The following is a 22964-nucleotide window of genomic DNA, read 5'->3' as shown; positions in this document are numbered from 1 at the left end:
GCTTGTGTCCTAGACCCGCCAGCGCCGCCCCGCCGTCTGCACGCCGAACAGCGACGGATTTCTGGCATAGGCGGCCAGCCCTAAAAGCGCCGCCAGCGGATGGGTGATGACATAGACCGGCATGCTGCGCATCAGGGCGCTGTGCGGCGCCTTGTCCTCGAAGGCGGCGCGGAAATTGCCGGTGCGCAGTGCCGGCAGGATTTTTTGCGCGATGCCGCCGGTGAGAAACACGCCGCCGCGGCTCATGAACACTAGAGCGAGATCGCCGGCGGTGCGCCCCAGGCAAGTGACGAAGATCGACAGCGCCTCTTCGGCCACCGGATCGTTCTTTGCCAGCGCCGCGGCGGTGACCTCGGCAGGCGTTGTAAAGGGCGACGGCTTGCCGTCCGCCTTGGCCACCGCCCGGTAGGCATTGACCAGGCCGCGTCCGGACAGGATCTGTTCGCCGGAGATGCGGCCCTCGAGCTTCTCGATATGCGGAAACACCTGGAAATCGCGCGGCGAGCGCGGGCCGATATCCATATGGCCGCCCTCGCCGGGTACCGGTATCCAGTGATGCAGCGCATAAACCAGCCCGGCGACACCGAGCCCGGTTCCCGGGCCGAGCACCACCCGCCCGGAATTCGGTTCCGGCTCGTCGCCGCCGATCTTTTCCATATGCTCTTCGCCGAGCGCGACGACAGCCAGCGCCTGTGCCTCGAAGTCGTTGAGCACCACGACGTCGCTGAGACCGAGACTGGCGAACATCTGTTTAGGCTTGACGATCCATGGGCAATTGGTAAGCGGGATCTCGTCGCTTTCGACAGGACCGGCTACCGCCAGCACAGCTGAATTCGGCCGGACCAACGAGCGGTCGAGCACGGCCGACTGGATCGCCTCGTCTATCGTATTGAAGTTGGCGGTCTGGACGATCGTCGGCTCGCCGGCCTCGGAATTCGCGTCGAGCACAATCGAGAAGCGCGCATTGGTGCCGCCTATGTCGCCGATCAGGATCGGAAATCGCAACAAAGTGTCGTCGTCGCTTACGCCTGGCATGCTCTCGTCCGTTCCCGACGCGTATCGCCGTTCTCTCTCGTTGACTAGCGCATGACCGCAAAAAGGGAAATCGGTTTCGAAATGGAGATGCACGGATGCAGACAGCGAACATGCTGCCCGCATCAGTGCCCCGGTCGTGGCCGCGGCAGCGGAATGCCGATCTCGGGGGTCGCCACAAAGGCGTTCGCCGAGGCCGGAAGCGCTGCCACGCCGGCTGCGACCGTCGGCGGCGGCGAAGGTTCTGCCGCGATCGGTACGCCGTCGCCATAGTAGGTGACTGCTTCGGCCGAGGCCGGAGCCGGCGCGTCGAGCACGAACTGGCATTGTCTGGGCAGGTTCGCCATCGTCATCACGTCGCGTGCCTTCGGCTTGTCCGGGTTCTTGTTGGGGCGCCACGGCCCCTCGGTGAACCACCAGGCCAGCGCCTGGTCGCAGCCATCGCCCGGCGCCGTCGCTTCCTGCGCCTTGCAGTCGGGTGATCCAGCCTGGCAGCCGATGCGAATGTGGAAGTGGTAGTCGTGGCCCCAGAACGGCCTGACCTTGCGCAACCAGCCGCGGTCGCCTTTGACCGTGTCGCAGAGCTTCTTCTTGATCCCTGGATTGACCAGGATGCGCTCGACTTCGGGATAGCTCGCGGCGCGCTTCAACAGCCGCGTATGCATCGGCGTCCACACGCCGTCCTTCACCAAGTGGGTTTTTTCATCGACCATCAAGGTAGCGCTGATGTTTTCGCGCTCTTCGGCCGAGAGCTTGCGGTCGGGCATCGGCGTCAGCCAGATGTCGGCGTCGAGGCCGATCTGGTGGGAGGCATGGCCGGTCAGCATCGGCCCGCCGCGCGGCTGCGAAATGTCGCCGATCAATAGGCCCGGCCAGCCGTCGGCGGCAGCGTCGCGCGACAATTTCTCGATCAGCGCGATCATTGCGGGATGACCCCAGCGGCGGTTGCGCGACGGCCGCATCACCTCCCAGTGCCGGCCATCCATGGGCAGGGCGACGCCGCCGGAAAAACAGCCTTTGGAGTAGAAGCCGATCGATTGCGCTGCTGCGACCACCGGCAGCCTTTTGGCGCCAAACAGGTCTTTTGCCCGTTCCTCGGCGCCCGCCGTCTGCGTTGCCAGCGCTGTCAAGCTGGCGACGGCCAGTGCTGCCGAAAGCAGCAGTGTTTTGCTGGGCAAGGCGAGCTTTAACGTCTTTCCCAAGCTGGACCCCTCCGCGATTTGAACCGCATCATACCACGCCCCGCGCAACGTATCGATCATGACCGTTTCATCGGGCTGCGCGCCTCGCCGTCGCGCCAGTCGCCGCTCGCCCACATGGCATCGAGCGCCGAGCGATAGTCGGGAAAGCGAAAGCCATAACCGGCCGCCTTGATCGCCGCGTTGGCGACACGCTTGTTCTCGCCGTAGAAGGATCGCGCCATGGGCGAAAGTTGGGCGGTCGCGAACGGAATTTCGGGCGGCGGCTCTATGCCCATCAACTTGGCGGCATAGGCGACGACGTCCTGCGGCGGCGCCGGCAGGTCATCGGTGACGTTGAAGATGCCGCCGCGATTGCCTTCGGCGAGATGCCAGAGCGCGCCGGCAATGTCGTCGCAATGGATGCGGTTGAACACCTGGCCCGGCTTGACCAACCGCCGGGCGGTGCCGTTTTCCAGATTGACCAGGGCGTTGCGGCCTGGCCCATAAATGCCGGAAAGTCGCAGGATCGCCACCGGCCGGTGGATGTCATGGCCCATTTGTAGCCAATCCTGCTCGGCTGCGGCACGCATCACCGACCGCTTCGACAACGGCCGGCATTCGGCGGCCTCATCCACCCAATTGCCGCCATGGTCGCCATAGACGCCGACGGTCGAGAGATAGGCGATCCATTCGAGCTCCGGCATGTTGGCCGTGATCACCTCGCGAGCCGCACCCAGCACCGGGTCGCCGGCCTCGTCCGGCGCGACCGCGACGACGAGATGGGTTGTCTTCCCAAGCGCATCGCCGATTTCGGAGGTCAGCGTGCCATCGAAACGCAGCGGCACGATACCGGTTTGCCGCAGCGCCGCGAATTTTTCCAGCGACCGTGTTGTACCGAAGATCGCCGTGTCGGCATCCTTGTTGGCGCGGGCAAAGGCCTTGCCCGAATAACCGGCGCCGAAGATGAAAATCTGTTGTTTGGTCATGTATGTGCCTCGATCGGCTTTGGCAGGGCCAGAAGCCATTCGCCTCTCACCGCCTCGTCATCTTCTGCTTGCAATGCGGCGGCTGCACGCTCGGCAAACTCCCGACTCGGCACCAGCCGCGACAGCGCCCATACAGCCGCCCCGCGAACCAGGGGCGAGGCGTCGTCGAGCAGCGCGCGAACGGCGCCGGCCAGCGACAAGTCCTGGGAATTGCCGGCCGCTATCAGCACGTTGCGGATAAAACGGTCGCGGCCGATGCGCTTGATCGGCGAGCCCGAAAAAAGCGTGCGAAAGGCAATGTGGTCGAGACGCAGCAGCTCGGCGAGCGGCGGTTCGCGCAAGTCCGCGCGGGCGGCAAGCTTTGCCTCCGAAGCGGCTTGGGCGAACTTGTTCCACGGGCAGGCGGCCAGGCAGTCGTCGCAGCCATAGATGCGATTGCCGATCTTTTCCCGGAACTCATGCGGGATCGGTCCTTTGTTCTCGATGGTGAGGTATGAAATGCAGCGCCGCGCATCGAGCCGGTAAGGCGCCGGAAAGGCGTCCGTCGGGCAAACGTCGAGACAGGCGCGGCAGGAGCCGCAATGGTCGTCCTCAGGCGCGTCCGGCACCAGTTCGGCCGTCGTGAAGATGGTGCCGAGGAACAGCCAGGAGCCATGCGTTCGGCTGACCAGGTTGGTGTGCTTGCCTTGCCAGCCGAGGCCGGCCGCCTCGGCCAGCGGCTTTTCCATAACCGGCGCGGTGTCGACAAAAACTTTCACGTCCCCGCCGGCGCGCGCCACGATCTTGCCGGCGATCTCCTTCAGCCGGCCTTTCATCACGTCATGATAGTCGCGGTTCTGCGCATAGGCCGAGATCGCGCCGCGGTCGCGCTTTGCCAGGATGTCGCGTGGGTCGTGGTCGGGGCCGTAATTCATCGCCAGCACGATGATCGAGCGGACCTCTGGCCAAAGCGTCGTCGGTTTGCCTCGCCGCTCGAGCGTTTCGGCAATCCAGCCCATCGAGCCGTGAAAGCCGTCGGCAACGAATTCGGCCAGCCGTTCCGGCGCCTGCGGAATCGCATCGGGCGTGGTGACGGCAACGGCGTCGAAGCCGGCATTCCGCGCCTCGCGGTCGATCAGCGCGCGCAGCTTTGCCGTATCAGAAATCGAGGTCCGCATAATGTGACACCGGCGACAGGCCGCGCACCCGGTCGGACAGAAGCGGCCGGAACGAAGGCCGTGATTTCACCCTTGTATACCATTCGCGCGCGGCGCTGTGTTCGCGCCAGTCGATCTCGCCGAGATAGTCGAGCACCGACAGTGCTGCCGCCGCCGCGAGATCGGCATAGGTGACCTTGTTGCCGGCCAGCCAATGACGGGTGCCGGCCAGCCAGTTGGTGTATTTCATGTGCTGGCGGATATTGGCGCGGGCGGCGCGGATCGCCGCCGAATCGGGCGATCCGCCGCCTGCCGTTTCCGGCATGACCGGCTTCAGAACGCGTTCGCGCACCAGATGCCGGGTAACCTCGCTTTCCGCCTTGTTGAGGTACCAGTCGGTCAGCCGGCGGATTTCGGCGCGCTCCATCGGATCCTCGGCGAATAGCCGCTTGTCGCGCTTGAGTACGCCGCGCGTCTCGTCGAGATATTCGGCAATGACCACTGCGCCGACGATCGGCACGTCGCCTTCGGCGAGCAGGATCGGCAGCGTGCCGGCCGGGTTCAGCGCCAGGAACTCCTTGCGCCGCGTCCACGGCTTCTCTTCGATCAGCGCCAGTTCCTCGCCATACTCGCCAAAGGCGAGGCGAACGAAGCGGCAGCTGGCGAACATCGGATGGTGGAAAAGCGTCAGCATGGTCCCGCGATAATAGAGCGCACTGGCAAATCGCCGGCTGCGCCGGTAAGTCTTGGCCGCCCGATTCAGCGGGCTGTCAGGGTGCTGCGACCTATAGGGGGAGTTCCGCGCCATGACAAGCAAGCCCTTTTCTCAAGCCCTCACTCCAACGCCGAGGTTGCCATGGAAAGCCAGACCGTCGTCGAAGCGCTGCTGCTCGGCCTGCTCGAGGGCCTGACCGAGTTCATTCCGGTATCGTCGACCGGTCACATCCTTCTTGCCGGCCATTTCCTCGGCTTTCATTCGACCGGCAAGGCCTTCGAGATCCTGATCCAGCTCGGCGCCATATTGGCGATCCTCAGCGTTTATTTCCGCCGTCTCTGGAAGATGCTGCTCGAGCTGTCCTACGATCGGCTGACGCGGCATTTCGTCCTTGGCATTCTCATCGCGTTCCTGCCGGCGGCCATTATCGGCGCACTGGCGCATGACTTCATCAAGACGGTGCTGTTCGAATCGCCGCGGCTGATCTGCATCATGCTGATCATCGGCGGTGTCATCCTGCTGCTGGTCGATCGCATGAAGCCGAAGCCGTATTACCATGATGTCGAGCGGTTTCCGACCAGGCTTTATCTGCAGATCGGGCTGTTTCAGTGCTTGTCGCTAATCCCCGGAACGTCACGCTCGGGCTCGACCATCGTCGGCGCGCTGCTGCTCGGCGTCGACAAGCGGGCGGCGGCGGAATTCTCTTTCTTCCTTGCCATCCCGACGATGGTCGGCGCCTTCGCCTTCGACCTGTTCAAGAACCGCAATGTGCTAAGCAGCGCCGACTTGCCCATCATCGCCGTCGGCTTCGTTGCCGCCTTCGTCACCGCGCTAATCGTCGTGCGCTTCCTGCTCGACTACGTCTCGCGCCACGGCTATGCGCTGTTCGGCTGGTGGCGGCTGGTCGTCGGCATCGTCGGCCTGGCGGGGCTGGCAATCTGGGGGTGAGCCGGCACGGATAGCGCAATCCCAGCCGGAACTCTATTCTTGCCCGAAGCCGAGCCATACGATCTTGTGGACGTATGGTTGGCAGGGGGAATGCATGAGCGAAGTTCTTGACGCCCTCGTTATTGGCGCCGGTCCGGCGGGACTCGGCGTCAGTTACTTCTTGAAACGGCAGGACCGCGACCACCGTGTGCTCGATCGAGGCCGGATCGGCGAGACGTGGCGAACGCAGCGGTGGAACTCGTTTCGACTGAATTCGCCGACCATTCGCTCCATCTTACCCGGTGATTCCTATGAGGGGCCCGAGCCGTGGGGCGCGATAAGCCACCACGAATTTGTCGCGTATCTCGAAGGCTATGCCGAGCGGCACCGTCTGCCGGTAAGCACCCACACTCCAGTGCAAGAGCTGACGAGAGACGACGGGATCTTTCGCATCACAACGACGGACGGGGCATTTCTGGCGCGCAACGTGGTGATCGCCACCGGCGACCAGAACCGGCAGGTCCGGCCAGCAGGGTCGGCGGATTTGCCAACCGCAATTCGCCAAGTCGATTCCTCGGCTTATCGCAACCCGGCCGAGTTCGAGAGTGGCGCGGTGCTGGTGGTCGGCAGCGGCCAGTCGGGCGGCCAGATCGCCGAGGATCTGGCGTTGGCAGGACGTGTGGTCTTTTTGGCGACCAGCCGCAACGGCCGTTGGGTGCGGCGCTACCGCAGGGGCAACATACTTAAATGGCTGACGCTGTCCGGTTTTCTCGACGTTCCGCGCAAGGAACTCGTCCTCCCCTCCGGCAAGCTGCAGGCCCGCGCGCTGGTCGGCGCGACCCATACGATCAGCCTGCAATCGCTGAGCGCGCAGGGCGTGGTGCTGCTCGGCCGCTTCAGGGGTGTGGAGAACGGCAACCTCGTCTTCGGCGACGAGCTCGACGACCATATGCGATTTGCCGACGAAGTCTCCGCGAATGCCAAGCGCCTGGTTGACGAGTACATCGAGCGCGCCGGCCTCGATGCGCCACTGGCCGAGGATGATCCAGCCGAGACGATTGAACCGCGCTTGCCCGATCCTCCGATCCGCTCCCTCAACTGGACGGCGAGCGGCATCAGATCAGTGATCTGGTGCACCGGCTTCACCGGCGATTTCTCATGGGTTCGGCTTCCCGGCGCGCTCGATGCAGCCGGCCAGCCCGTCCACGAGGATGGCGTCGGCGCTGTTCCAGGTCTCTTTTTCGCCGGCCTCGATTTCGGATCGACGCGGAAGTCGGGCACCATACCGGCCATTCCAGAGGAGGCGGCCGCCGTCGTGGAGCGACTTGTCCAAGCGGGAGCCGACTTGCCACGGAACGGCGTCTAAACGAGCCGTCGAACGCGGGTTCTTGAACGTGCAAGAACATGACAGCTCTGGCGCGATCAAGACGACGCACGCTGCCTTTTGTCGAAGCGCACCGACAATTTTCCGTAGTCCATTGGTGCGACAGCCAGAAATCGCGGGCACCTTCGATACGGCGCCCCGATTCGCGGCCGACTGCATCCATTGCCTCCATCAGCGTGCGGCGGCCTTGACCTTGGCTGGTCGTCGACGTGCTGACAGCACTGGCCATATGGGACGAGCCGGCGCAGTCGTTCGGAATGGTCGACCTGGAGACGCCAAAGGAGGTGCGTCAAGGCGCGCGATCGGTCAGCGCGTTCGCACCTTCCTCCGCGGCGCAATGTGCGCAGCAGTAGATGATGTCATCCTGTTCGACGCCATGTCCGATGATCCGGCATCCGCAATGCGGACACGTCGGAGCAAGTTTCTGGACCGCGCATTCGAAGCTGTCGAACGTGTAGGTCTCGTCGGCCATCGTCACGTTGAAAGCCTTGTCGTAGTCATTCCCGCATTGATCGCATCTGGCCATAGTTCTTTTCCTTCTTTCACTGGCTTCAAGCTCGACCAACCTGTCGCGCGGCGATAGGTTCCCGCCAGGATCAGGGGGCCGTCCTAAGCCGGAGACGAGAGCGAGCCTACGCGACGGCGCTGTTCGATCACGCGGATCACCTCGTCAATATCCCGCGGCTCGATGTCGAGTTCCTTCAGGCCAGGCGCGTCGATTGCTGCCACATTGTCCTGACGCATAAGATCGATCTGGTTGCGCGTTATGGGGGCAGCCGGGAGGAGTTCCGCGACGCCAGCCAAGGCGTTCCATACCGCAAACGGCACCGGCATCAGCTTGACGTGCGTATCGAGCTGTCGGGCGATCTCCCGAAGCAGTTCCTTATAGGTATAGATACGCGGGCCACCGAATTCGAATATGGATGAACCCTGGGTTCGCCCGTCGATCAGCCGGCTCACTGCTTCTGCGACGTCTGCCACATAGACCGGCTGAAGCCGTGTGCCACCATCGCCGAACAGCGGATAGACCGGCAGGAGGCGTATCATCCTCACAATGGTCGTGAGGAAAGCGTCGTCAGGTCCTGTCATGACGGCGGGACGCACAATGAAAGCGCCGGGAAATGCACTTTCCACGGCACCTTCTCCGCGCCCACGCGCCCTTATGTAATTCGAATCCGATTGAGGATCGGAGCCGATCCCTGAAATCTGGACGAACTGGTCGATCGCGCGGTCGCGCGACGCGGCAGCGAGATCGGCCGCGGCTTTCACATGCACGCGTTCAAAGGTCTGGACGCCGTGCTCGACGTAAAGACTGACAGCATTCACGACCGCCTGTGATCCGGTAATGGCCGACCCGATCGAGGACGCATCCAAAATATCCGCCTCGACTGCTTCGGGCATCCTTGTAATCGAGGAAAAGACCAGGGGCACGCGAGCCGGATGGCGAGATGCGGCGCGCACCGTGAAACCTCTTTCCAGGAGCCGCTTCACAATCCTGCGCCCGAGAAAACCAGTTCCGCCGAACACGGTGACGATCCGTTCCGGGTTGAGATCGTCGGGATCCATTTGCCTCGCCATCCCTTTGTCCTCGCATAGCTGCCACGAGGACTGCCCTGGCCGGCATTTGAACAGCCCGTCGAACATCAGGACGATTGAGGAACAACGCAGGAACGCTTTTGTTCCAGTCAGCGCTGGGCGGATGCTTGACAGATCGGCAAACCATGATCTGAACCGCAGGCGCAGCAAAACGGCCCCACTTCGAGAATGGCCTAGTTTCGCCCGTAAAACACATTCTCGACATGCACCGGCCAGCGCCACGGCAGTACCGCCACCATGTCGAAGCGCACCGATAATTTTCCGTAGTCGGATTGGCGCGACAGCCAGAAATCGGCGGCGCCTTCGATGCGGCGCTCCGATTCACGGCCGACTGCTTCCATTGCCTCCATCAGCGTGCGGCGCGCCTTGACCTCGACGATCAGCACCAGATCGCCGCGCCGCGCGATCAGGTCTATTTCGCCGAACCTGGTGCGGTGGCGGCGGGCCAGAATCCGGTAGCCTTTCAGCATCAGCGCCGCCGCCGCCAGCCATTCGCCGTGATGGCCGCGCCGGTAGGCCTTTTGCCGGCTGGCGCTCGGCCGTTCAGCCATCGCCGTCTCCGCCGGCCCCGTCTCTTCCGGCATTCTTGAGGTCGAGCAGCCGACGATAGAGCGCCTGCTTCTGGCTACCCGTCATCTTGGCGGCTTCCGCCGCTGCCTTGGAGGCCGGCATTTCGGCGGCGAGCGAAAGCAGAAGCCGGTCGATGTCGGCCGGTTCATCAGCGACCGCATCGGCCGGACCGACGCAGATGACGATTTCGCCTTTCGGCGTGTCGGCTGCCGCGTAGTGGCTGGCAAGCGACTGCAAGGTGCCGGTCCGCATTTCCTCGAAGGTCTTGGTCAGCTCGCGGCCGATCGCCGCCTTGCGGGCACCGCCCAGCACCTCGACCATGGCACTGAGCGTCTCGGCCAGCCGGCGTGGCGATTCGAAGAAGATCAGCGTTGCCGGCACCGCCTTCAGCGCTTCCAGCCGCGTCAGCCGCTGCCCGGTCTTCACCGGCAGGAAGCCGGCAAACAGAAAGGCGTCCGAAGGCAGGCCGGATGCCGTCAAAGCGGCAAGTGGCGCCGACGGTCCGGGGATCGGCACGACACGAATGCCGCGTTCCAGCGCCTCACCGACCAGCCGGTAGCCGGGGTCGGAGATGAGCGGCGTGCCGGCATCCGAGCTCAGCGCTACGCTTTGGCCGGCCAGCAGCGCCGCGATCAGCTTCGGTCCGGCCTCGCCGGCATTGTGCTCGTGGTAGGCGGTGGTGCGGCGGCGGATGCCGTAGCGGTCGAGCAGCACGCGGCTGACACGTGTGTCCTCGCAAGCGACGATATCGGCGGCGGCGAGCGTTTCCAGCGCGCGCAGCGTGATGTCGGCGAGATTGCCGATAGGCGTCGCCACCAGGTAGAGCGCCGGCTCGAGCGGCCGGGCGGCGATTTCGGTCTGCCCGACCACATAACTGCGTTTGGCCGATTCGCCGGTCACCTGCACAACTCCGTTCGACCCTGTTTGGCACGGCTCACGCTTGGTTGCAAAAGCCTGGGTTGCAAAGGCCCTGGTTCCAAAAGGGATGCCGACGTGAACCAGCCGCCATGCCTTCGCCATAGTAGGGAACGAAACCGTTGCCGGCGAATTTTGCACCTGATCTCGGGAGGAGCAGGATGAACAGCCTGACGATACAGGACGTTTTCGAACCCTACTATGCCGGCCGCAAACGCTTCGCCGCGCCAAGCGACAAGAGCCTGCCTGCCGAAGCCGCAGATGGCAGAGCCAAGAAGCCGCTTGCACGCCAGCGAACGGCAGAGAGCAAGCCCGCAAACGAAACCGACCGCACGATGGAGCACTGACCGGACGATGCCCAATCGCTTCGACATTTTCATCACCCGCCTCGAAACAAAAAGCGCCCGCGATGGCGCAGCGTCACATTCCACAGACGACCAGCACCACGCCTCACGCGACAAAAGCGAGATCAAGCCGGCCCGTTCCGGAGAGACCAGCGAAAAAGATCGCGCCAAACACCGCCACAAGCACGAGGCTTGACCCCGCAAACCTTAGCGATCGGTCGAGACAGTTCTCGAAGCGCGGTTGCGAATGCTCCGCGATGTATCATTCAACCCAGATACTTCGAGACACGCGCCTCCAGCAGGCCCACCAGAGCCGGGTCCATGAATGCATAGTCGTCGGGAATATCGAGGCAGATTACTCGAGCCTTTTTCAGGCTTGTCTTGAATTTCTGCTGCAGTTTGGCGCGGTGCGTTTTTTCCATCACGAAGATGATGTCGGCCCAGGCGACGAGTTCATGCGTCAACGGAATGTCGGCATCGTGATTAGTGCCGGCCGAAGCGACCTCGATGTCCCGCCGCTTGGAAAACACCTGCTCCGCCGTCGGGCTGCGCAAGCGATTCTGGCTGCAGATGAAGAGAACGTTCTTCAACGTGCTATCTGGCCAAATCCGCCACGACCGCATCGAGCACGATCATGCCGGCCGGCGTGGCGCGCAGGCGGGCATTGCCGATCGGCGCCACCAGGCCTTCGTCCTGCAGCACCGACAGCCGTGCCGTCGACAGGCCACGCCCTGAAAATGCCTCGTAGCGGGAAAGGTCGATGCCCTCCGCCAGCCTCAGCCCCATCAGCAGGAACTCGTCGGCCTCTTCCGACCGCGTCAGGACCTCGCCGCCGGTAACGCCATGACCCTTGGCCTCGACCAGATTGGCCCAGGTCTCCGGCATTTTCTCGGCGATCGTCACCACGCGGCGGCCATTTTCGACGAACCGGCCATGCGCGCCGGGACCGACGCCGACATATTCGCCATAGCGCCAGTAGGTGAGATTGTGCCGGCTTTCGGCGCCGGGCCTGGCGTGGTTGGAAATCTCGTAGGCCGGCAGTCCGCGCGCGGTGGTGATCTCCTGCGTTAACGCGTAGAGATCGGCGGCAAGCTCATTGTCTGGAATGATGAATTTCCTTGCCGCATGCAGTGCATGGAACGGCGTGCCTTCCTCGATGGTCAGCTGATAGAGCGACAGATGGTCTGCGGCGTGGCCGATCGCCTGCTCGAGCTCCGCCTGCCACGCTTCCGGCGTCTGACCGGGCCGCGCGTAGATCAGGTCGAACGACAGCCGTGGGAAAATCTCGCGCGCTAGGCCGATCGCATGCAGGGCCTCATCGACATTGTGCAAACGGCCGAGGAAGCGCAGATCCTTGTCGTTCAGCGCCTGCACGCCAAGCGATACCCGGTTGACGCCGGCCGCGCGATAGCCGCGAAAGCGCTCGGCCTCGACGGAGGAGGGATTGGCCTCCAGTGTCACCTCGATGCCGTCAGGCACCGTCCAGTTCTTCGCCACTGCATCCAGCACCGCCGCCACGGTCTGCGGTTTCATCAGCGATGGCGTGCCGCCGCCAAGAAAGATACTGGTCACCTCGCGCGGCCCGGTGCGGCCGCGCATCGTCGCCAGCTCGGTCTCGAAGGCGCGGGCAAAACGCTCCTGGTCGACTGGCTGGTGGCGGACATGGCTGTTGAAGTCGCAATAGGGGCATTTGGCCGCGCAGAATGGCCAGTGGACATAGACGCCGAAACCCGGGCTGCGGTCGAGCAGCATGGTCATGCGCCGGCCAATCGGGCTTGCGCGAATTTCTGGAAGGCGCGGGCACGGTGCGACAATGCGGTTGGCTGGCCGGGCTTCCAGCCATGCTTTTCCTCCGCGCTCATCTCGCCGAAGGTCTTTTCGAACCCATCGGGCAAGAACACCGGATCGTAGCCGAAGCCGAGCTCGCCGCGCGGCGGCCATACCAGCGTGCCCTCGACCTCACCGCGAAAATATTCCGCCTGGCCATCGGGGAAGGCCAGGCAGATGACCGCGACAAAGCGGCCCTTGCGCTGGGCAGGCGTGATCGCGCCAACTTCCTGCAAGGCCACTTCCGTGCGCTGCATGGCCATGCCGAAGTCGCGGGAGCCGTCCGGCGTCTCGGCCCAGTTGGCGGTGTAGACGCCGGGTGCGCCGTCGAGCGCATCGACACACAGGCCGGAATCGTCCGACAGCGCCGGCAATCCAGTGGCCTTGGCGGCGGCCAAGGCTTTTATGAGGGCGTTCTGCTCGAAAGTGGTGCCGGTCTCGTCTGGCTCCGGCAAGCCGTATTCCTTTGCGGACTTCGCTTCTATGCCGAATGGCGCCATCAGATCGGCGAATTCCCGCAATTTACCGATGTTATGGCTGGCGACGACGATCTTATGCCCGTCAAGCGAATGAACAGTTGGCGAATGCATCAGATGCCCCAGATTCTTGGCTCGGCGAATTCGATCGAATTGCCCGACGGGTCGCGAATATAGATCGAGCGGCCGCCCTGCGGCCATTCGAACTCGCTTTCGATGGCGATTTTCTTCGCCTCAAGATGCGCTTTCCAGCGTGGGATTTCATCCGCGCTTGCGGCGAAGCAAAGATGGCCCTGGCCGACCGCGCCATGCGGCGGTACTTTGAGCTTGGCGTCGGCCGGCGGCGGCACTTTGGTCGCCTCGGCATTGAACATAAGCAGCACGCTGTCGCCGCAGCGGAAGAAGAGATGCCTGCCATCGACCTTGCCGAGCAGATCGAGCCCGAGCACGCCCGAATAGAACCGTTCCGCGGCAGCAAGGTCCGTCACGTAGAGTGCTGATTCCAGGATTGCAGAAGGAGTCACAGGATCGCCAATCTCATCAATATTGACCGCAGCTAAGCCACCGCCATTTGCTGCAAGCTGACCAGGCGCTGAATACCTTTCTTGGCGAGCCCCATCAGCGCCGCGAACTGCTCTTCCGAGAACGGCTCGCCCTCGGCCGTGCCTTGGATCTCGACGATGCCGCCCTTGCCGGTCATGACGAAATTGGCGTCGGTGCCGGCCGAGGAATCCTCGATATAGTCGAGGTCGATGACCGGCTGGCCATCATGGATGCCGCAGGAGATCGCCGCAACGTGATCCTTCAGCACCTTGCCCAGGCTCGCCATCTGGCGGGTTTCCATCCAGCGCAGGCAGTCGTAGAGCGCCACCCAGCCGCCGGTGATCGAAGCGGTGCGCGTGCCGCCGTCGGCCTGGATCACGTCGCAGTCGACGGTGATCTGCTGCTCGCCGAGCGCCTGCAGATCGACCACGGCGCGCAGGGAGCGGCCGATCAGCCGCTGGATTTCCAGCGTGCGGCCGCCTTGTTTGCCGGCCGAAGCCTCGCGGCGCATGCGCTCGCCGGTCGAACGCGGCAGCATGCCGTATTCCGCCGTCACCCAGCCCTTGCCGGAGTTGCGCATCCAGCCCGGCACCTTTTCCTCCAGACTGGCCGTACACAGCACATGCGTGTCGCCGAACTTCACCAGGCACGAGCCTTCCGCATGCTTGGAGACGCCGCGCTCGAAGGAGATGGGGCGCATTTCGTCGAATTGGCGTTTGGAAGGGCGCATTCAGGCTTCTTTCTTTCTTCGGAATCTTGGCCGGGGGAATCTTGGCCGGCTTGTAGCCGCACGGGGCGTGAGGCGCAAAGGAAAATGGACCGGTTGCGCCGACACCGCGGAAGTCTATATCTTCGGGGCGGAGGTTTTTGGCTCGAAATGACAAAGGCAGTCGATCCCGGTTTGCAGCCGCACGTGCTCCCGTCGCACGCGCTGCAATCGCCCGCGCTTCAATCGCTCGACATGCGTTCGCGCGACATCTTCCGGCGCATCGTCGATTCCTATTTGAGGGATGGCGAGCCGGTCGGTTCGCGCAGCCTGTCGCGCATCCTGCCGTCGTCGCTGTCGCCGGCCACCATCCGCAACGTGATGAGCGACCTTGAGCATCTCGGCCTGATCTATGCGCCGCACATTTCGGCTGGCCGGCTGCCGACCCAGGCAGGCCTGCGCTTCTTCGTCGATGCTTTCATGGAACTTGGTGACCTCTCCGACGAGGAGCGCCGCACCATCGAGGCCCAGGTGCGCGCCTCCGGCTCGGGCGCGACGCTGGAGCATATGCTGACCGAGGCCAGCCAGATGCTGTCCGGCATGTCGCGCGGCGCCGGCCTCGTGCTCGCCGCCAAGAATGAGGTGGCGCTTAAGCACATCGAATTCATCCAGCTCGAGCCGACCAAGGCGCTGGCCGTGCTGGTCTCGCAGAACGGCGACGTCGAAAATCGCGTCATCGATCTGCCCGCCGGCATCACCATCTCGCAATTGCACGAAGCCTCCAACTTCCTCAACGCCCATATCCGCGGCCGCACCCTGGCCGAGGCGCGGGTCGAGATCGCCCGCATCAAGGAAGAGACCAGGGCAGCCCTCGACACGCTGTCGCAGGATCTGGTCGAGAAGGGCCTGGCGGTCTGGGCAGGCGCTGAAAGCGGCGTGCCTGGGCGGCTTATCGTGCGCGGCCGCGCCAATCTCCTGGAAAACGTCACTGCCCAGGCCGACATAGAATTGCTGCGGCATCTGTTTGAGGATCTGGAGACGCAGGATGGGCTGATCCAGCTTCTCGACCTCGCCGAGGCAGGCCCAGGCGTGCGCATATTCATCGGTTCGGAAAACAAGCTGTTTTCGCTGTCTGGCTCCTCGCTGGTGGTGGCACCCTATCGCGACAAGGACGCGCGCGTCGTCGGTGCGCTCGGCGTCATCGGGCCGACGCGGCTGAATTATGCGCGCATAGTACCGATGGTCGACTATACCGCGCAGCTGATTTCGCGCATGCTGAGCTAGGAGCCGCCGCGGGCCTGCCGCAAGGAGGAGAAAAGAATGGCGCTGGAATCGTTCAAGGCCCAGATCAGTCTGCTGCTCGAAGAAATGATCAACCAGCCAGAGGATCAGCACGAGGTGCAAGAGCAGTTGCGCGAGAAGCTGCAAGAGATGCGGGCGATGGGTCTGCCGCTGCCGGCCGATCTGGTCGCGCTGGAAAAGCGCCTCGATGACGACTTTTACGCCTCTGGCAACTGAACGGGTTCGGCTTCAAATCCTCGTGTGCTGGACGGCCGCTTGGAACGATCAATACCTGATGCCGTTTGCACTGTTCGAGGCGAATCCCGGAGGACGTTGATGATCCGATCTGGCGGCTTTGCGGCCGTTGCCGCTGCCCTCCTTGTTGCGACACCGGCAGCCGCCCAGCAGGCGGACCAGAATGTGCTCAAAGGCGAAGCCGCGTTTGGCGATTGGCACGCCGACAGGCCTGGCGTCCGACGCCTGATTGGGCCGCGAGACATGCCGGCAGCCGACCCCGGCCAATCCGCTTCGAACGGCGCCGGCGTGGCGGAACGGCCCGAAAGCGCCAAGCCAGAATTGCCGTCGGGCTTTTCGGCTGAAATGATCGCATCAGGCATCGTCAATCCACGTGTCGTGCGCGTCGCTCCGAATGGCGACCTGTTTGTTGCCAACAGCCATGCCGAACAAATACGCGTCTATCGTCTCGCCGAGGGCAGCGCCAAGCCCATCGAGAAAGCGATCTTCGCCAAGGGGCTCAATTATCCCTACGGCATCGCCTTCTATCCGCCAGGAGACAAACCGCAATGGGTTTATGTCGCGAACAGCGACAGCATCGTCCGCTTCCCCTATCGCGATGGCGACCTGAAGACATCCGGCAAACCAGAAACCATTGTCGCCCAAATCCCGTCGGGTGGTCACACGACCCGCGACATCGCCTTCTCGCAGGACGGCAAAACGCTTTATTTGTCGGTTGGCTCCGCCTCGAACGTCGCCGAGGATATAGGCAAGGAGCCGGATAGCGGCCTCGACGCCTGGGCCAAATCAAAGCCGCTCGGGGCGGTCTGGGGCTCCGAGGACGGCCGTGCCGATGTGCTCGCCTTTGACCCGGATGGGAAAAATCCCCGAACTGTCGCCACCGGCCTGCGCAACTGTACGGGCATGACCGTGCAGCCCGCCACCGGCGCATTGTGGTGCGTCGTCAATGAGCGCGACGAACTCGGCGACAATGTGCCGTTCGAATTTGCAACAGCGGTCAAGGACGGCGGATTCTATGGTTGGCCTTGGTACTACATCGGCAATAACGAGGATCCGCGCCATCAGGGCGAGCGGCCAGACCTCGCCGGCAAGGCCACTGTCCCCGATGTATTGATGCAGGCGCATTCGGCGCCGATGAATATAGCCTTCTACGACGGCAAGAACTTCCCGGCGGATTACCAGGGTGACGCCTTCGTCGCCATGCATGGTTCGTGGAACCGTGGCGCCAGGACCGGCTACAAGGTGGTGAGGCTCAAATTCAGGGATGGCAAGCCGACAGGCGAATATGAGGACTTCATGACCGGCTTCGTCATCTCGAACGATGCCGTCTGGGGCCGCCCGGTCGGTGTCGCGATGGCCAAGGACGGCTCGCTGATCGTCACCGAGGACGGCAACGGCACCATCTGGCGCATTACCTACGAAGACGGCCGCTCCTGAACGGCGGCGTCGCCTGCTGCGCTGGCGCAATCGAATCCGGGCCGAGGGAATTCACCCAACTTCAACATTGTGCGACAAGCGCGAATCATGACACTCACCGGGTTTCTCGCCTATAGTGCTGCCCTCGGCATCGCCGCGGCCATCCCCGGCCCCGGCGTCACCGCGCTCGTTGCGCGTGCGCTGGGTTCCGGCTTCCGCTCGTCGCTGGCCATGTCGTTCGGGCTGATGCTCGGCGACCTGACCTATCTCACTGCCGTAGTGCTCGGCCTGGCTTTCGTCGCACAAACTTTCGGCATGGTCTTCCTGGCCATCAAATGGCTGGGCGTCGCCTACCTCGCCTTTCTTGGCTGGCGTTTCTGGACGAGCGGCATCACGCCGGAGACGGTGGAGGCGAAGAAAGGCAAGGGCGGCTTGGCATCCAGCTTTGTAGCCGGCCTTGCCGTCACGCTCGGCAATCCGAAGACGATGATCTTCTATCTTGCCATCACCCCGACCATCGTCGATCTGAAGACGATCACGCTGGCCGATTACGGCATCCTCGTCGCGCTCACCATCGTCGTCCTGCTCGTGGTGCTGGTGCCCTATCTGGCGCTGGCGGCCAAGGCGCGCTGGTTCCTGAAGTCGCCGCGGGCGCTGAGGGTACTCAACCGCACCGCCGCGGGCTTCATGGTCGGTGCGGCGGCGGCAATTGCCGCCCGCCAATAGATCTCTTTCGCCAATCCGCCCAAGGATTGCCACGCCTTGCAAGGGCGGAGGTATTCAGCACGAACTTCACTCGGATATTTTTCGATCGACAGCCTATCTTGCGCGGCGGATGGCTCTATCCTATGCCCGCGCGACTTCTTGCCGCTTGACCTCTGGGAGGAAATCAATGAACAAGTCCGCCACCCCCACACACGTGCCCGGCCGCGGCCGCATCTACAATTCGATCACCGAGACGATCGGCGACACGCCGCTGGTGCGGCTTGATAAATTCGCCAGGGAGAAGGGCGTCGTCGCCAATCTGCTGGCCAAGCTCGAATTCTTCAACCCGATCGCCTCGGTCAAGGACCGCATCGGCGTGTCGATGATCGAGGCATTGGAGGCTTCGGGCAGGATTACGCCCGGCAAGACCACCCTGATCGAGCCGACCTCGGGCAATACCGGCATCGCGCTCGCCTTTGCCGCCGCTGCCAAGGGCTACAAGCTGATCCTGACCATGCCGGAAACCATGTCCGTCGAACGCCGCAAGATGCTGGCTCTGCTCGGTGCCGAACTGGTGCTGACCGAAGGGCCGAAAGGCATGAAGGGCGCCATCGCCAAGGCGGACGAGCTGGCGGCAACGCTGCCCGACGCTGTCATTCCGCAGCAATTCGAAAACCCGGCCAATCCGGAAATCCATCGCCGCACCACGGCCGAGGAAATCTGGAACGACACCCATGGGGAAGTCGATATCTTCGTTGCCGGCATCGGGACCGGCGGCACCATCACCGGCGTCGGCCAGGTGCTGAAGAAGCGTAAGCCCTCGGTGCATGTCGTCGCCGTCGAACCGGAAGCCTCGCCGGTGCTGTCGGGCGGCCAGCCAGGCCCGCACAAGATCCAGGGCATTGGCGCCGGCTTCGCGCCAAAAATCCTCGACACGACGATCTATGACGAAATCGTCAAGGTCTCGAACGAGGATTCGGTTGCCAATGCACGGCTCGTCGCTCGGCTCGAAGGTGTGCCGGTCGGCATCTCGTCGGGTGCCGCCCTGCAAGCGGCGATCGTCGTCGGCTCGCGGGCCGAGAACAAGGGCAAGAACCTCGTCGTCGTCATCCCCTCTTTCGCCGAGCGCTATCTCTCGACGATCCTGTTCGAGGGATTGGGCGCTTAGACACGAGCGTTTATGACCGGTCAGTAGCGATCCTTCGCGATGCCCTCCGACATCAAATACTCTGTATCACGCGTCGGCGTGGACCGCTGAAAAACCACCTGTGGCGGGCGTCGTTCGCTTGAGCGGCGGGTCCCTTCCGTATCAAATCGTCGCTGCCCGGCAGGTGGAGGACTTCATGTACAAGCTCTATACGCGTGCCAATACCGGCGGCTTTGTCATCGAGGCGGCGCTCGCTTTGGCGGGCGTGCCTTTCGACCAGATCGACGTTCCGAAGGGCCGACCCGACCAGGCCTTTTTAGATATCAGCCCCTTGAACCAGGTGCCGGTCCTGATCTTGCCGGACGGACGCTCGATGACCGAATCGGCGGCGATCTGCATCCTGCTGGCCGAGCGCCACCCGGAAGCAGGACTGGCGCCCGCAGCAAGTTCGGCTGACCGTGCCGACTTCCTGCGCTGGATGTTTTTCATGTCCTCCGTCATCTATTCGGCTGACCTGCGGTTCTTCTACGCTCATCGCTACACGACCGATCCCCGCGGCGTAGACGCTGTCAAACAGGCGGCGGTCTCGGAAATGGATCGCAGCTTCGCCATTCTCGATGCCGCCCTCGCAGGCCATGACTGGCTGGCCGGCGACCGGCTCTCGCTGGCCGACATCTATCTCGTCATGTTGGTGGCCTGGCATCCGGAGGTCGCGAAGGTTCCAACCGCTTGGCCGAATATCGAACGCCTGTGGGCCAATTTGCGGGAACATCGGGTGATGAAGAGGCTGAACGCCTCCCATGACATGTGGCCCGCGTAACCAGTCCGCCTTGCCTCAGTGTCTTTCCACGCGGTCGAGACCTGCCCGTCGGTCCTGCAGAAACCGGCGCACGGCCGGGTCGCGTTCGAGGCCGATAGCCCGGTCATAGGCCTCGCTCGCTTGCGGAACTTTGCCGAGCCTGGCCAGCAGGCCCGCGCGGGCGGCCCAGTAAGGTTGATAGTCATACAGCCGCTTGTCGTCGCCAAGCTCATCAAGTGCACTCAATCCTGCCGAAGCGCCTTCGGCCTCGGCAATGGCCACCGCGCGGTTGATCGAAACCACCGGCGAGCCGGCAATCACCGACAGCGCGTCATAGAGCTCCTTGATCGCGACCCAGTCGGTACAACCGGTCAGCCGTCGTGTCGTATGGGCGGACTGCACGGCGGCCTCGAGTTGGTAGCGGCCGACAACGCTCTTGGCCGCGGCGTGCCTGAGCAGCGTCTCCGCTTCATCGATCATTGTATTGTCCCACAGTACAAGATCCTGCTCGGCCAGCGGTACATAATCGCCCGCCGCGTTGCGCCGCGCTGCACGCCGCGCCTCGGCGAACAGCATCAGCGCCAGCAGGCCGAGCGCTTCCGGTTCGTCTGGCATTAACGTGGCCAGCAGACGGCCGAGCCAGATGCCTTCGGTCGCGAGATTACGGCGCAGCGTTTCGGTGCCGGCCGGGTCGGACCAGCCTTCGGCAAACGCCGCGTAGATCGCTTCCAGAACGGTGCCCAGCCGCTCGCCGAGTTCGGCCCTCTCCGGGACGCGGAACGGAATGCCGGTCTCGCGGATGCGGGTCTTGGCGCGCACCAGGCGCTGGCTCATCGTGGCTGGCGAGACAAGAAAAGCCGAGGCGATGGTCGCTGCGTCGAAGCCAAGGACGGTCTGCAGGATCAGCGGCGCTCGTACGCCGGCCTCGATAGCCGGATGGGCGCAGGCAAACATCAGCCTGAGCCGCTCGTCCGGCAGGTCTTCGTCGGCCATGCGTGCCTCCATCTCCTCGGCGATCAGCCTGAGGTGGTCGCGGCCCGCCTCGCTGGTCAGGCGCCGCCGGATTGCGTCGACGAGGCGCCTGCGCGCCACCGCCAGCAGCCAGGCTTCCGGCTTGTCGGGCACGCCCGCCTGTGGCCAACGCTCGAGCGCCGCTGCAAAGGCATCGGCCAAGGCGTCCTCGGCACCGGCCACGTCGCGCGTGCGCGCGGCGAGATAGGCGACCAGTTTGCCGTAGCTTTGCCGGGCGGCCGCTTCCGCCGCCGCCCGCGCCATCTCCGGGCGACCGTCTATCACATGGTCATTTCTCAGATAAGTACTCCGTCATTTCCCAGATCGGTCGCACCTCGACCGTGCCGGTGCTGGCGCCCGGGCAGCGCGCCGCCCAGGCAATGGCCGCGTCGACGTCCTCCGCTTCGATCATATAGAAGCCGGCAAGCTGCTCCTTGGTGTCGGCATAGGGGCCGTCGAGCACGTTGGTCTTGCCATTGGCCATCCGTACCGAAGTAGCGGATTGCGTCGGCTTCAACCGGTCACCGCCAAGCCAGGCGCCCGATTTCTTCAGCGCTTCGGTGTAGGCGACATAGGCGCTCGACATCTGTGTCACCGCGTCTGCCGGCGCGGCAGCCATCCCGGCCTCGTTTCCGTAGATCAAAAGCATATATCGCATGGTCTTCTCCCGTGGTTTGAAGGCCGCATCGTTGCGAGCCGGACGTATGTCGCGCAGCCCTGCCCGATTTCGACAAGCGCTGGAAAAATCTTCGGCCGCGATGCGACATCGCGCAAGCGCCGATGTGTTGCGGCATTGCTTAGCCGTTCGTCTAATCACTGCTATTGCGGGTTGGCATTTCCCGCCCGCCGTCTAAACTTGCCTCGCTTCGCGCCGCAGAGGACGGCACGGCGGCGAATTTTCAGGGAGGAAATCGCATGCTCAATTTCAGGACGAAATTTATTGCGGCCGGTGTGCTGGCGCTGTCGCTTGGCCTTGGCGCGGTATCGGTCAAGGCGCAGGAATTCATCAACGTGCTGACCGGCGGCACGTCGGGCGTCTACTATCCGCTCGGCGTCGCGCTGTCGGAAATCTATGGCAAGGGCATCGAAGGCGCGCGCACCCAGGTACAGGCGACGAAGGCGTCGGTCGAAAATCTCAATCTCTTGCAACAGGGCAAGGGCGAGATTGCTTTCGCGCTGGGCGATTCCGTAAAGCTGGCCGCTGAAGGCAATACCGAAGCCGGCTTCCCAGGCAAGCTCGACAAGCTGCGCGGCATTGCCGCCATCTATCCCAACTACATCCAGATCGTCGCCAGCAAGGAATCCGGCATCAAGACGCTTGCCGACCTCAAGGGCAAGAGCCTGTCGGTCGGCGCGCCGGCCTCGGGCACCGAGCTCAACGCCCGCACGATATTCGCTGCAGCCGGGCTGAAATACGAAGACCTCGGGCGGATCGAATATCTGCCCTTCGCCGAATCGGTGGAGCTGATCAAGAACCGCCAACTTGACGCCACGCTGCAATCGGCTGGCCTTGGGGTCGCGTCGATCCGTGACCTCGCCACCTCGGTGCCGGTCAACATCGTTGCCGTGCCGGCGGAGGACGTCGCCAAGATCGGCTCGCCCTATCTTTCCGTGGTCATCCCCAAGGGCACCTACGAGGGCCAGACCGAGGATGTTGCGACCGCCGCCGTCGGCAATTTCCTGATCACCAGCGCCGATGTCTCCGACGAGACCGCCTATCAGATGACGAAACTGCTGTTCGAGCATCTCGACCAGCTCACCGCTGCCCACGCAGCCGCCAAGGCGATCGGCCCGGCCAAGGCACTCGACGGCATGCCGGTGCCGCTGCATCCGGGCGCCGAGAGGTATTACAAGGAAAAGGGATTGGTGAAGTAAGGAGCCATCCCTCCCCTTTGAGGAGAAGGTGAACGGCTGCCGAAGGCGAATGGACGGGTAGGGTCGGTTGAGGCCGCGCACTGCCGCACCGACCCCACCCGCCTCGCTTCGCTCGGCACCCTCCCCTCGAGGAGGGG

At 63.6% G+C, this 22964-nt stretch carries 27 protein-coding genes; 11 read left to right on the top strand and 16 right to left on the bottom strand.

What is annotated here, in order from left to right:
• Positions 1-9 precede the first annotated feature (9 nt).
• From NKI59_RS02655 to NKI59_RS02635, 5 genes are all read right to left on the bottom strand, one after another.
• Entirely contained in the window at positions 10-1035 is a 1026-nt protein-coding gene (locus NKI59_RS02655) for a glucokinase (RefSeq protein ID WP_352619935.1), read from the bottom strand.
• 122 nt (positions 1036-1157) lie between these two features.
• Positions 1158-2234, bottom strand: coding sequence for a penicillin-insensitive murein endopeptidase (gene mepA / locus NKI59_RS02650; RefSeq protein WP_502901018.1), 1077 nt, complete (start codon positions 2232-2234; stop codon positions 1158-1160).
• Between the two features lie 56 nt (positions 2235-2290).
• Entirely contained in the window at positions 2291-3199 is a 909-nt protein-coding gene (locus NKI59_RS02645) for an SDR family oxidoreductase (protein WP_352702169.1), read from the bottom strand.
• A complete protein-coding gene (gene queG / locus NKI59_RS02640) occupies positions 3196-4356 on the bottom strand; it encodes a tRNA epoxyqueuosine(34) reductase QueG (protein ID WP_352702166.1) in 1161 nt (386 codons plus the stop codon). The genes NKI59_RS02645 and queG overlap by 4 nt, the downstream gene beginning before the upstream one ends.
• On the bottom strand, positions 4337-5029 hold the full coding sequence (locus NKI59_RS02635) for a glutathione S-transferase family protein (RefSeq protein WP_023678968.1): 693 nt from the start codon (positions 5027-5029) through the stop codon (positions 4337-4339). The genes queG and NKI59_RS02635 overlap by 20 nt, the downstream gene beginning before the upstream one ends.
• 162 nt (positions 5030-5191) lie before the next feature.
• Between NKI59_RS02635 and NKI59_RS02630 the strand changes: the two genes are divergently transcribed.
• A complete protein-coding gene (locus NKI59_RS02630; RefSeq protein WP_352702164.1) occupies positions 5192-5998 on the top strand; it encodes an undecaprenyl-diphosphate phosphatase in 807 nt (268 codons plus the stop codon).
• A 94-nt stretch (positions 5999-6092) separates the two neighbouring features.
• Positions 6093-7343 carry a flavin-containing monooxygenase gene (locus NKI59_RS02625; RefSeq protein WP_352702161.1) on the top strand — a complete coding sequence of 417 codons (1251 nt, stop codon included), beginning with the start codon at positions 6093-6095 and terminating at the stop codon, positions 7341-7343.
• A 307-nt stretch (positions 7344-7650) separates the two neighbouring features.
• On the opposite strand, the gene NKI59_RS02620 is transcribed toward NKI59_RS02625, so the two are convergent.
• From NKI59_RS02620 to rsmI, 4 genes are all read right to left on the bottom strand, one after another.
• Positions 7651-7887, bottom strand: coding sequence for a metallothionein (locus NKI59_RS02620; RefSeq protein ID WP_352619941.1), 237 nt, complete (start codon positions 7885-7887; stop codon positions 7651-7653).
• Positions 7888-7970: 83 nt separating this feature from the next.
• Positions 7971-9179, bottom strand: a complete 1209-nt coding sequence (locus tag NKI59_RS02615; protein ID WP_352702159.1) for a complex I NDUFA9 subunit family protein — start codon at positions 9177-9179, stop codon at positions 7971-7973.
• Positions 9131-9508 carry a YraN family protein gene (locus NKI59_RS02610; protein WP_352451879.1) on the bottom strand — a complete coding sequence of 126 codons (378 nt, stop codon included), beginning with the start codon at positions 9506-9508 and terminating at the stop codon, positions 9131-9133. Before NKI59_RS02610 ends, NKI59_RS02615 begins: the two co-directional genes overlap by 49 nt.
• Complete coding sequence (rsmI, locus tag NKI59_RS02605; RefSeq protein ID WP_352702156.1) at positions 9501-10427, bottom strand: 16S rRNA (cytidine(1402)-2'-O)-methyltransferase; 927 nt, start codon at positions 10425-10427, stop codon at positions 9501-9503. The genes NKI59_RS02610 and rsmI overlap by 8 nt, the downstream gene beginning before the upstream one ends.
• A gap of 176 nt (positions 10428-10603) precedes the next feature.
• On the opposite strand from rsmI, the gene NKI59_RS02600 reads away from it, so the two are divergent.
• Positions 10604-10789, top strand: coding sequence for a hypothetical protein (locus tag NKI59_RS02600; RefSeq protein ID WP_352702154.1), 186 nt, complete (start codon positions 10604-10606; stop codon positions 10787-10789).
• 7 nt (positions 10790-10796) lie between these two features.
• Positions 10797-10982 (top strand): hypothetical protein, encoded by a 186-nt coding sequence (locus NKI59_RS02595; RefSeq protein WP_023678976.1) that lies wholly within the window; start codon positions 10797-10799, stop codon positions 10980-10982.
• Between the two features lie 70 nt (positions 10983-11052).
• On the opposite strand, the gene NKI59_RS02590 is transcribed toward NKI59_RS02595, so the two are convergent.
• The 5 genes from NKI59_RS02590 to rph are packed head-to-tail and all read right to left on the bottom strand — an operon-like array spanning position 11053 to position 14362.
• A complete protein-coding gene (locus NKI59_RS02590; RefSeq protein ID WP_023678977.1) occupies positions 11053-11376 on the bottom strand; it encodes a low molecular weight protein tyrosine phosphatase family protein in 324 nt (107 codons plus the stop codon).
• A gap of 4 nt (positions 11377-11380) precedes the next feature.
• Entirely contained in the window at positions 11381-12544 is a 1164-nt protein-coding gene (gene hemW, locus NKI59_RS02585; protein ID WP_352702152.1) for a radical SAM family heme chaperone HemW, read from the bottom strand.
• Positions 12541-13203 carry an RdgB/HAM1 family non-canonical purine NTP pyrophosphatase gene (gene rdgB / locus NKI59_RS02580; protein WP_352702150.1) on the bottom strand — a complete coding sequence of 221 codons (663 nt, stop codon included), beginning with the start codon at positions 13201-13203 and terminating at the stop codon, positions 12541-12543. The genes hemW and rdgB overlap by 4 nt, the downstream gene beginning before the upstream one ends.
• Positions 13203-13613, bottom strand: a complete 411-nt coding sequence (locus NKI59_RS02575) for a VOC family protein (protein WP_023678980.1) — start codon at positions 13611-13613, stop codon at positions 13203-13205. The genes rdgB and NKI59_RS02575 overlap by 1 nt, the downstream gene beginning before the upstream one ends.
• 32 nt (positions 13614-13645) lie before the next feature.
• On the bottom strand, positions 13646-14362 hold the full coding sequence (gene rph, locus NKI59_RS02570; RefSeq protein WP_023678981.1) for a ribonuclease PH: 717 nt from the start codon (positions 14360-14362) through the stop codon (positions 13646-13648).
• 147 nt (positions 14363-14509) lie between these two features.
• Here rph and hrcA point away from each other — a divergent pair, with 147 nt between their 5' ends.
• The 6 genes from hrcA (at position 14510) to NKI59_RS02540 (ending at position 19962) form a co-directional block, all read left to right on the top strand.
• Positions 14510-15622 (top strand): heat-inducible transcriptional repressor HrcA, encoded by a 1113-nt coding sequence (gene hrcA / locus NKI59_RS02565; protein WP_352702147.1) that lies wholly within the window; start codon positions 14510-14512, stop codon positions 15620-15622.
• Between the two features lie 36 nt (positions 15623-15658).
• The gene (locus tag NKI59_RS02560; protein WP_023678983.1) at positions 15659-15856 is read left to right on the top strand and encodes a hypothetical protein; all 198 of its coding nucleotides are present in this window, start codon (positions 15659-15661) and stop codon (positions 15854-15856) included.
• A gap of 99 nt (positions 15857-15955) precedes the next feature.
• Positions 15956-17311: a PQQ-dependent sugar dehydrogenase gene (locus NKI59_RS02555; RefSeq protein ID WP_352702145.1), complete on the top strand. Its 1356-nt coding sequence runs from the start codon at positions 15956-15958 to the stop codon at positions 17309-17311.
• Positions 17312-17398: 87 nt separating this feature from the next.
• Entirely contained in the window at positions 17399-18016 is a 618-nt protein-coding gene (locus NKI59_RS02550; protein ID WP_352451872.1) for a LysE family translocator, read from the top strand.
• A gap of 166 nt (positions 18017-18182) precedes the next feature.
• Entirely contained in the window at positions 18183-19163 is a 981-nt protein-coding gene (cysK, locus tag NKI59_RS02545) for a cysteine synthase A (RefSeq protein WP_352702143.1), read from the top strand.
• 175 nt (positions 19164-19338) lie between these two features.
• Complete coding sequence (locus NKI59_RS02540) at positions 19339-19962, top strand: glutathione S-transferase family protein (RefSeq protein WP_352702285.1); 624 nt, start codon at positions 19339-19341, stop codon at positions 19960-19962.
• Between the two features lie 15 nt (positions 19963-19977).
• Here NKI59_RS02540 and NKI59_RS02535 read toward each other — a convergent pair whose 3' ends face one another.
• Both NKI59_RS02535 and NKI59_RS02530 read right to left on the bottom strand, forming a co-directional pair.
• Positions 19978-21234, bottom strand: coding sequence for an RNA polymerase sigma factor (locus tag NKI59_RS02535; protein WP_352702283.1), 1257 nt, complete (start codon positions 21232-21234; stop codon positions 19978-19980).
• Positions 21235-21241: 7 nt separating this feature from the next.
• Positions 21242-21610 carry a YciI family protein gene (locus NKI59_RS02530; protein WP_023678989.1) on the bottom strand — a complete coding sequence of 123 codons (369 nt, stop codon included), beginning with the start codon at positions 21608-21610 and terminating at the stop codon, positions 21242-21244.
• A gap of 257 nt (positions 21611-21867) precedes the next feature.
• Between NKI59_RS02530 and NKI59_RS02525 the strand changes: the two genes are divergently transcribed.
• Positions 21868-22827, top strand: a complete 960-nt coding sequence (locus NKI59_RS02525) for a TAXI family TRAP transporter solute-binding subunit (protein ID WP_352702140.1) — start codon at positions 21868-21870, stop codon at positions 22825-22827.
• Positions 22828-22964: the final 137 nt, after the last annotated feature.

The sequence above is a fragment of the Mesorhizobium sp. M0598 genome (assembly GCF_040320865.1).
GTDB lineage: Bacteria > Pseudomonadota > Alphaproteobacteria > Rhizobiales > Rhizobiaceae > Mesorhizobium.
This window is presented reverse-complemented; position numbering and strand designations above follow the sequence as displayed.

Excerpts from the sequence above, each read along its gene's own strand:
- NKI59_RS02600 (WP_352702154.1), top strand. The coding sequence starts at position 10,604 with ATGAACAGCCTGACGATACAGGACGTTTTCGAACCCTACTATGCCGGC.
- NKI59_RS02550 (WP_352451872.1), top strand. The coding sequence starts at position 17,399 with ATGACACTCACCGGGTTTCTCGCCTATAGTGCTGCCCTCGGCATCGCC.
- NKI59_RS02655 (WP_352619935.1), bottom strand. The coding sequence starts at position 1,035 with ATGCCAGGCGTAAGCGACGACGACACTTTGTTGCGATTTCCGATCCTG.
- NKI59_RS02625 (WP_352702161.1), top strand. The coding sequence starts at position 6,093 with ATGAGCGAAGTTCTTGACGCCCTCGTTATTGGCGCCGGTCCGGCGGGA.
- NKI59_RS02560 (WP_023678983.1), top strand. The coding sequence starts at position 15,659 with ATGGCGCTGGAATCGTTCAAGGCCCAGATCAGTCTGCTGCTCGAAGAA.
- rph (WP_023678981.1), bottom strand. The coding sequence starts at position 14,362 with ATGCGCCCTTCCAAACGCCAATTCGACGAAATGCGCCCCATCTCCTTC.
- NKI59_RS02630 (WP_352702164.1), top strand. The coding sequence starts at position 5,192 with ATGGAAAGCCAGACCGTCGTCGAAGCGCTGCTGCTCGGCCTGCTCGAG.
- NKI59_RS02595 (WP_023678976.1), top strand. The coding sequence starts at position 10,797 with ATGCCCAATCGCTTCGACATTTTCATCACCCGCCTCGAAACAAAAAGC.
- NKI59_RS02555 (WP_352702145.1), top strand. The coding sequence starts at position 15,956 with ATGATCCGATCTGGCGGCTTTGCGGCCGTTGCCGCTGCCCTCCTTGTT.
- NKI59_RS02525 (WP_352702140.1), top strand. The coding sequence starts at position 21,868 with ATGCTCAATTTCAGGACGAAATTTATTGCGGCCGGTGTGCTGGCGCTG.
- NKI59_RS02530 (WP_023678989.1), bottom strand. The coding sequence starts at position 21,610 with ATGCGATATATGCTTTTGATCTACGGAAACGAGGCCGGGATGGCTGCC.
- hemW (WP_352702152.1), bottom strand. The coding sequence starts at position 12,544 with ATGACCATGCTGCTCGACCGCAGCCCGGGTTTCGGCGTCTATGTCCAC.
- NKI59_RS02635 (WP_023678968.1), bottom strand. The coding sequence starts at position 5,029 with ATGCTGACGCTTTTCCACCATCCGATGTTCGCCAGCTGCCGCTTCGTT.
- rdgB (WP_352702150.1), bottom strand. The coding sequence starts at position 13,203 with ATGCATTCGCCAACTGTTCATTCGCTTGACGGGCATAAGATCGTCGTC.
- NKI59_RS02620 (WP_352619941.1), bottom strand. The coding sequence starts at position 7,887 with ATGGCCAGATGCGATCAATGCGGGAATGACTACGACAAGGCTTTCAAC.
- NKI59_RS02645 (WP_352702169.1), bottom strand. The coding sequence starts at position 3,199 with ATGACCAAACAACAGATTTTCATCTTCGGCGCCGGTTATTCGGGCAAG.
- NKI59_RS02540 (WP_352702285.1), top strand. The coding sequence starts at position 19,339 with ATGTACAAGCTCTATACGCGTGCCAATACCGGCGGCTTTGTCATCGAG.
- hrcA (WP_352702147.1), top strand. The coding sequence starts at position 14,510 with ATGACAAAGGCAGTCGATCCCGGTTTGCAGCCGCACGTGCTCCCGTCG.
- NKI59_RS02610 (WP_352451879.1), bottom strand. The coding sequence starts at position 9,508 with ATGGCTGAACGGCCGAGCGCCAGCCGGCAAAAGGCCTACCGGCGCGGC.
- cysK (WP_352702143.1), top strand. The coding sequence starts at position 18,183 with ATGAACAAGTCCGCCACCCCCACACACGTGCCCGGCCGCGGCCGCATC.
- queG (WP_352702166.1), bottom strand. The coding sequence starts at position 4,356 with ATGCGGACCTCGATTTCTGATACGGCAAAGCTGCGCGCGCTGATCGAC.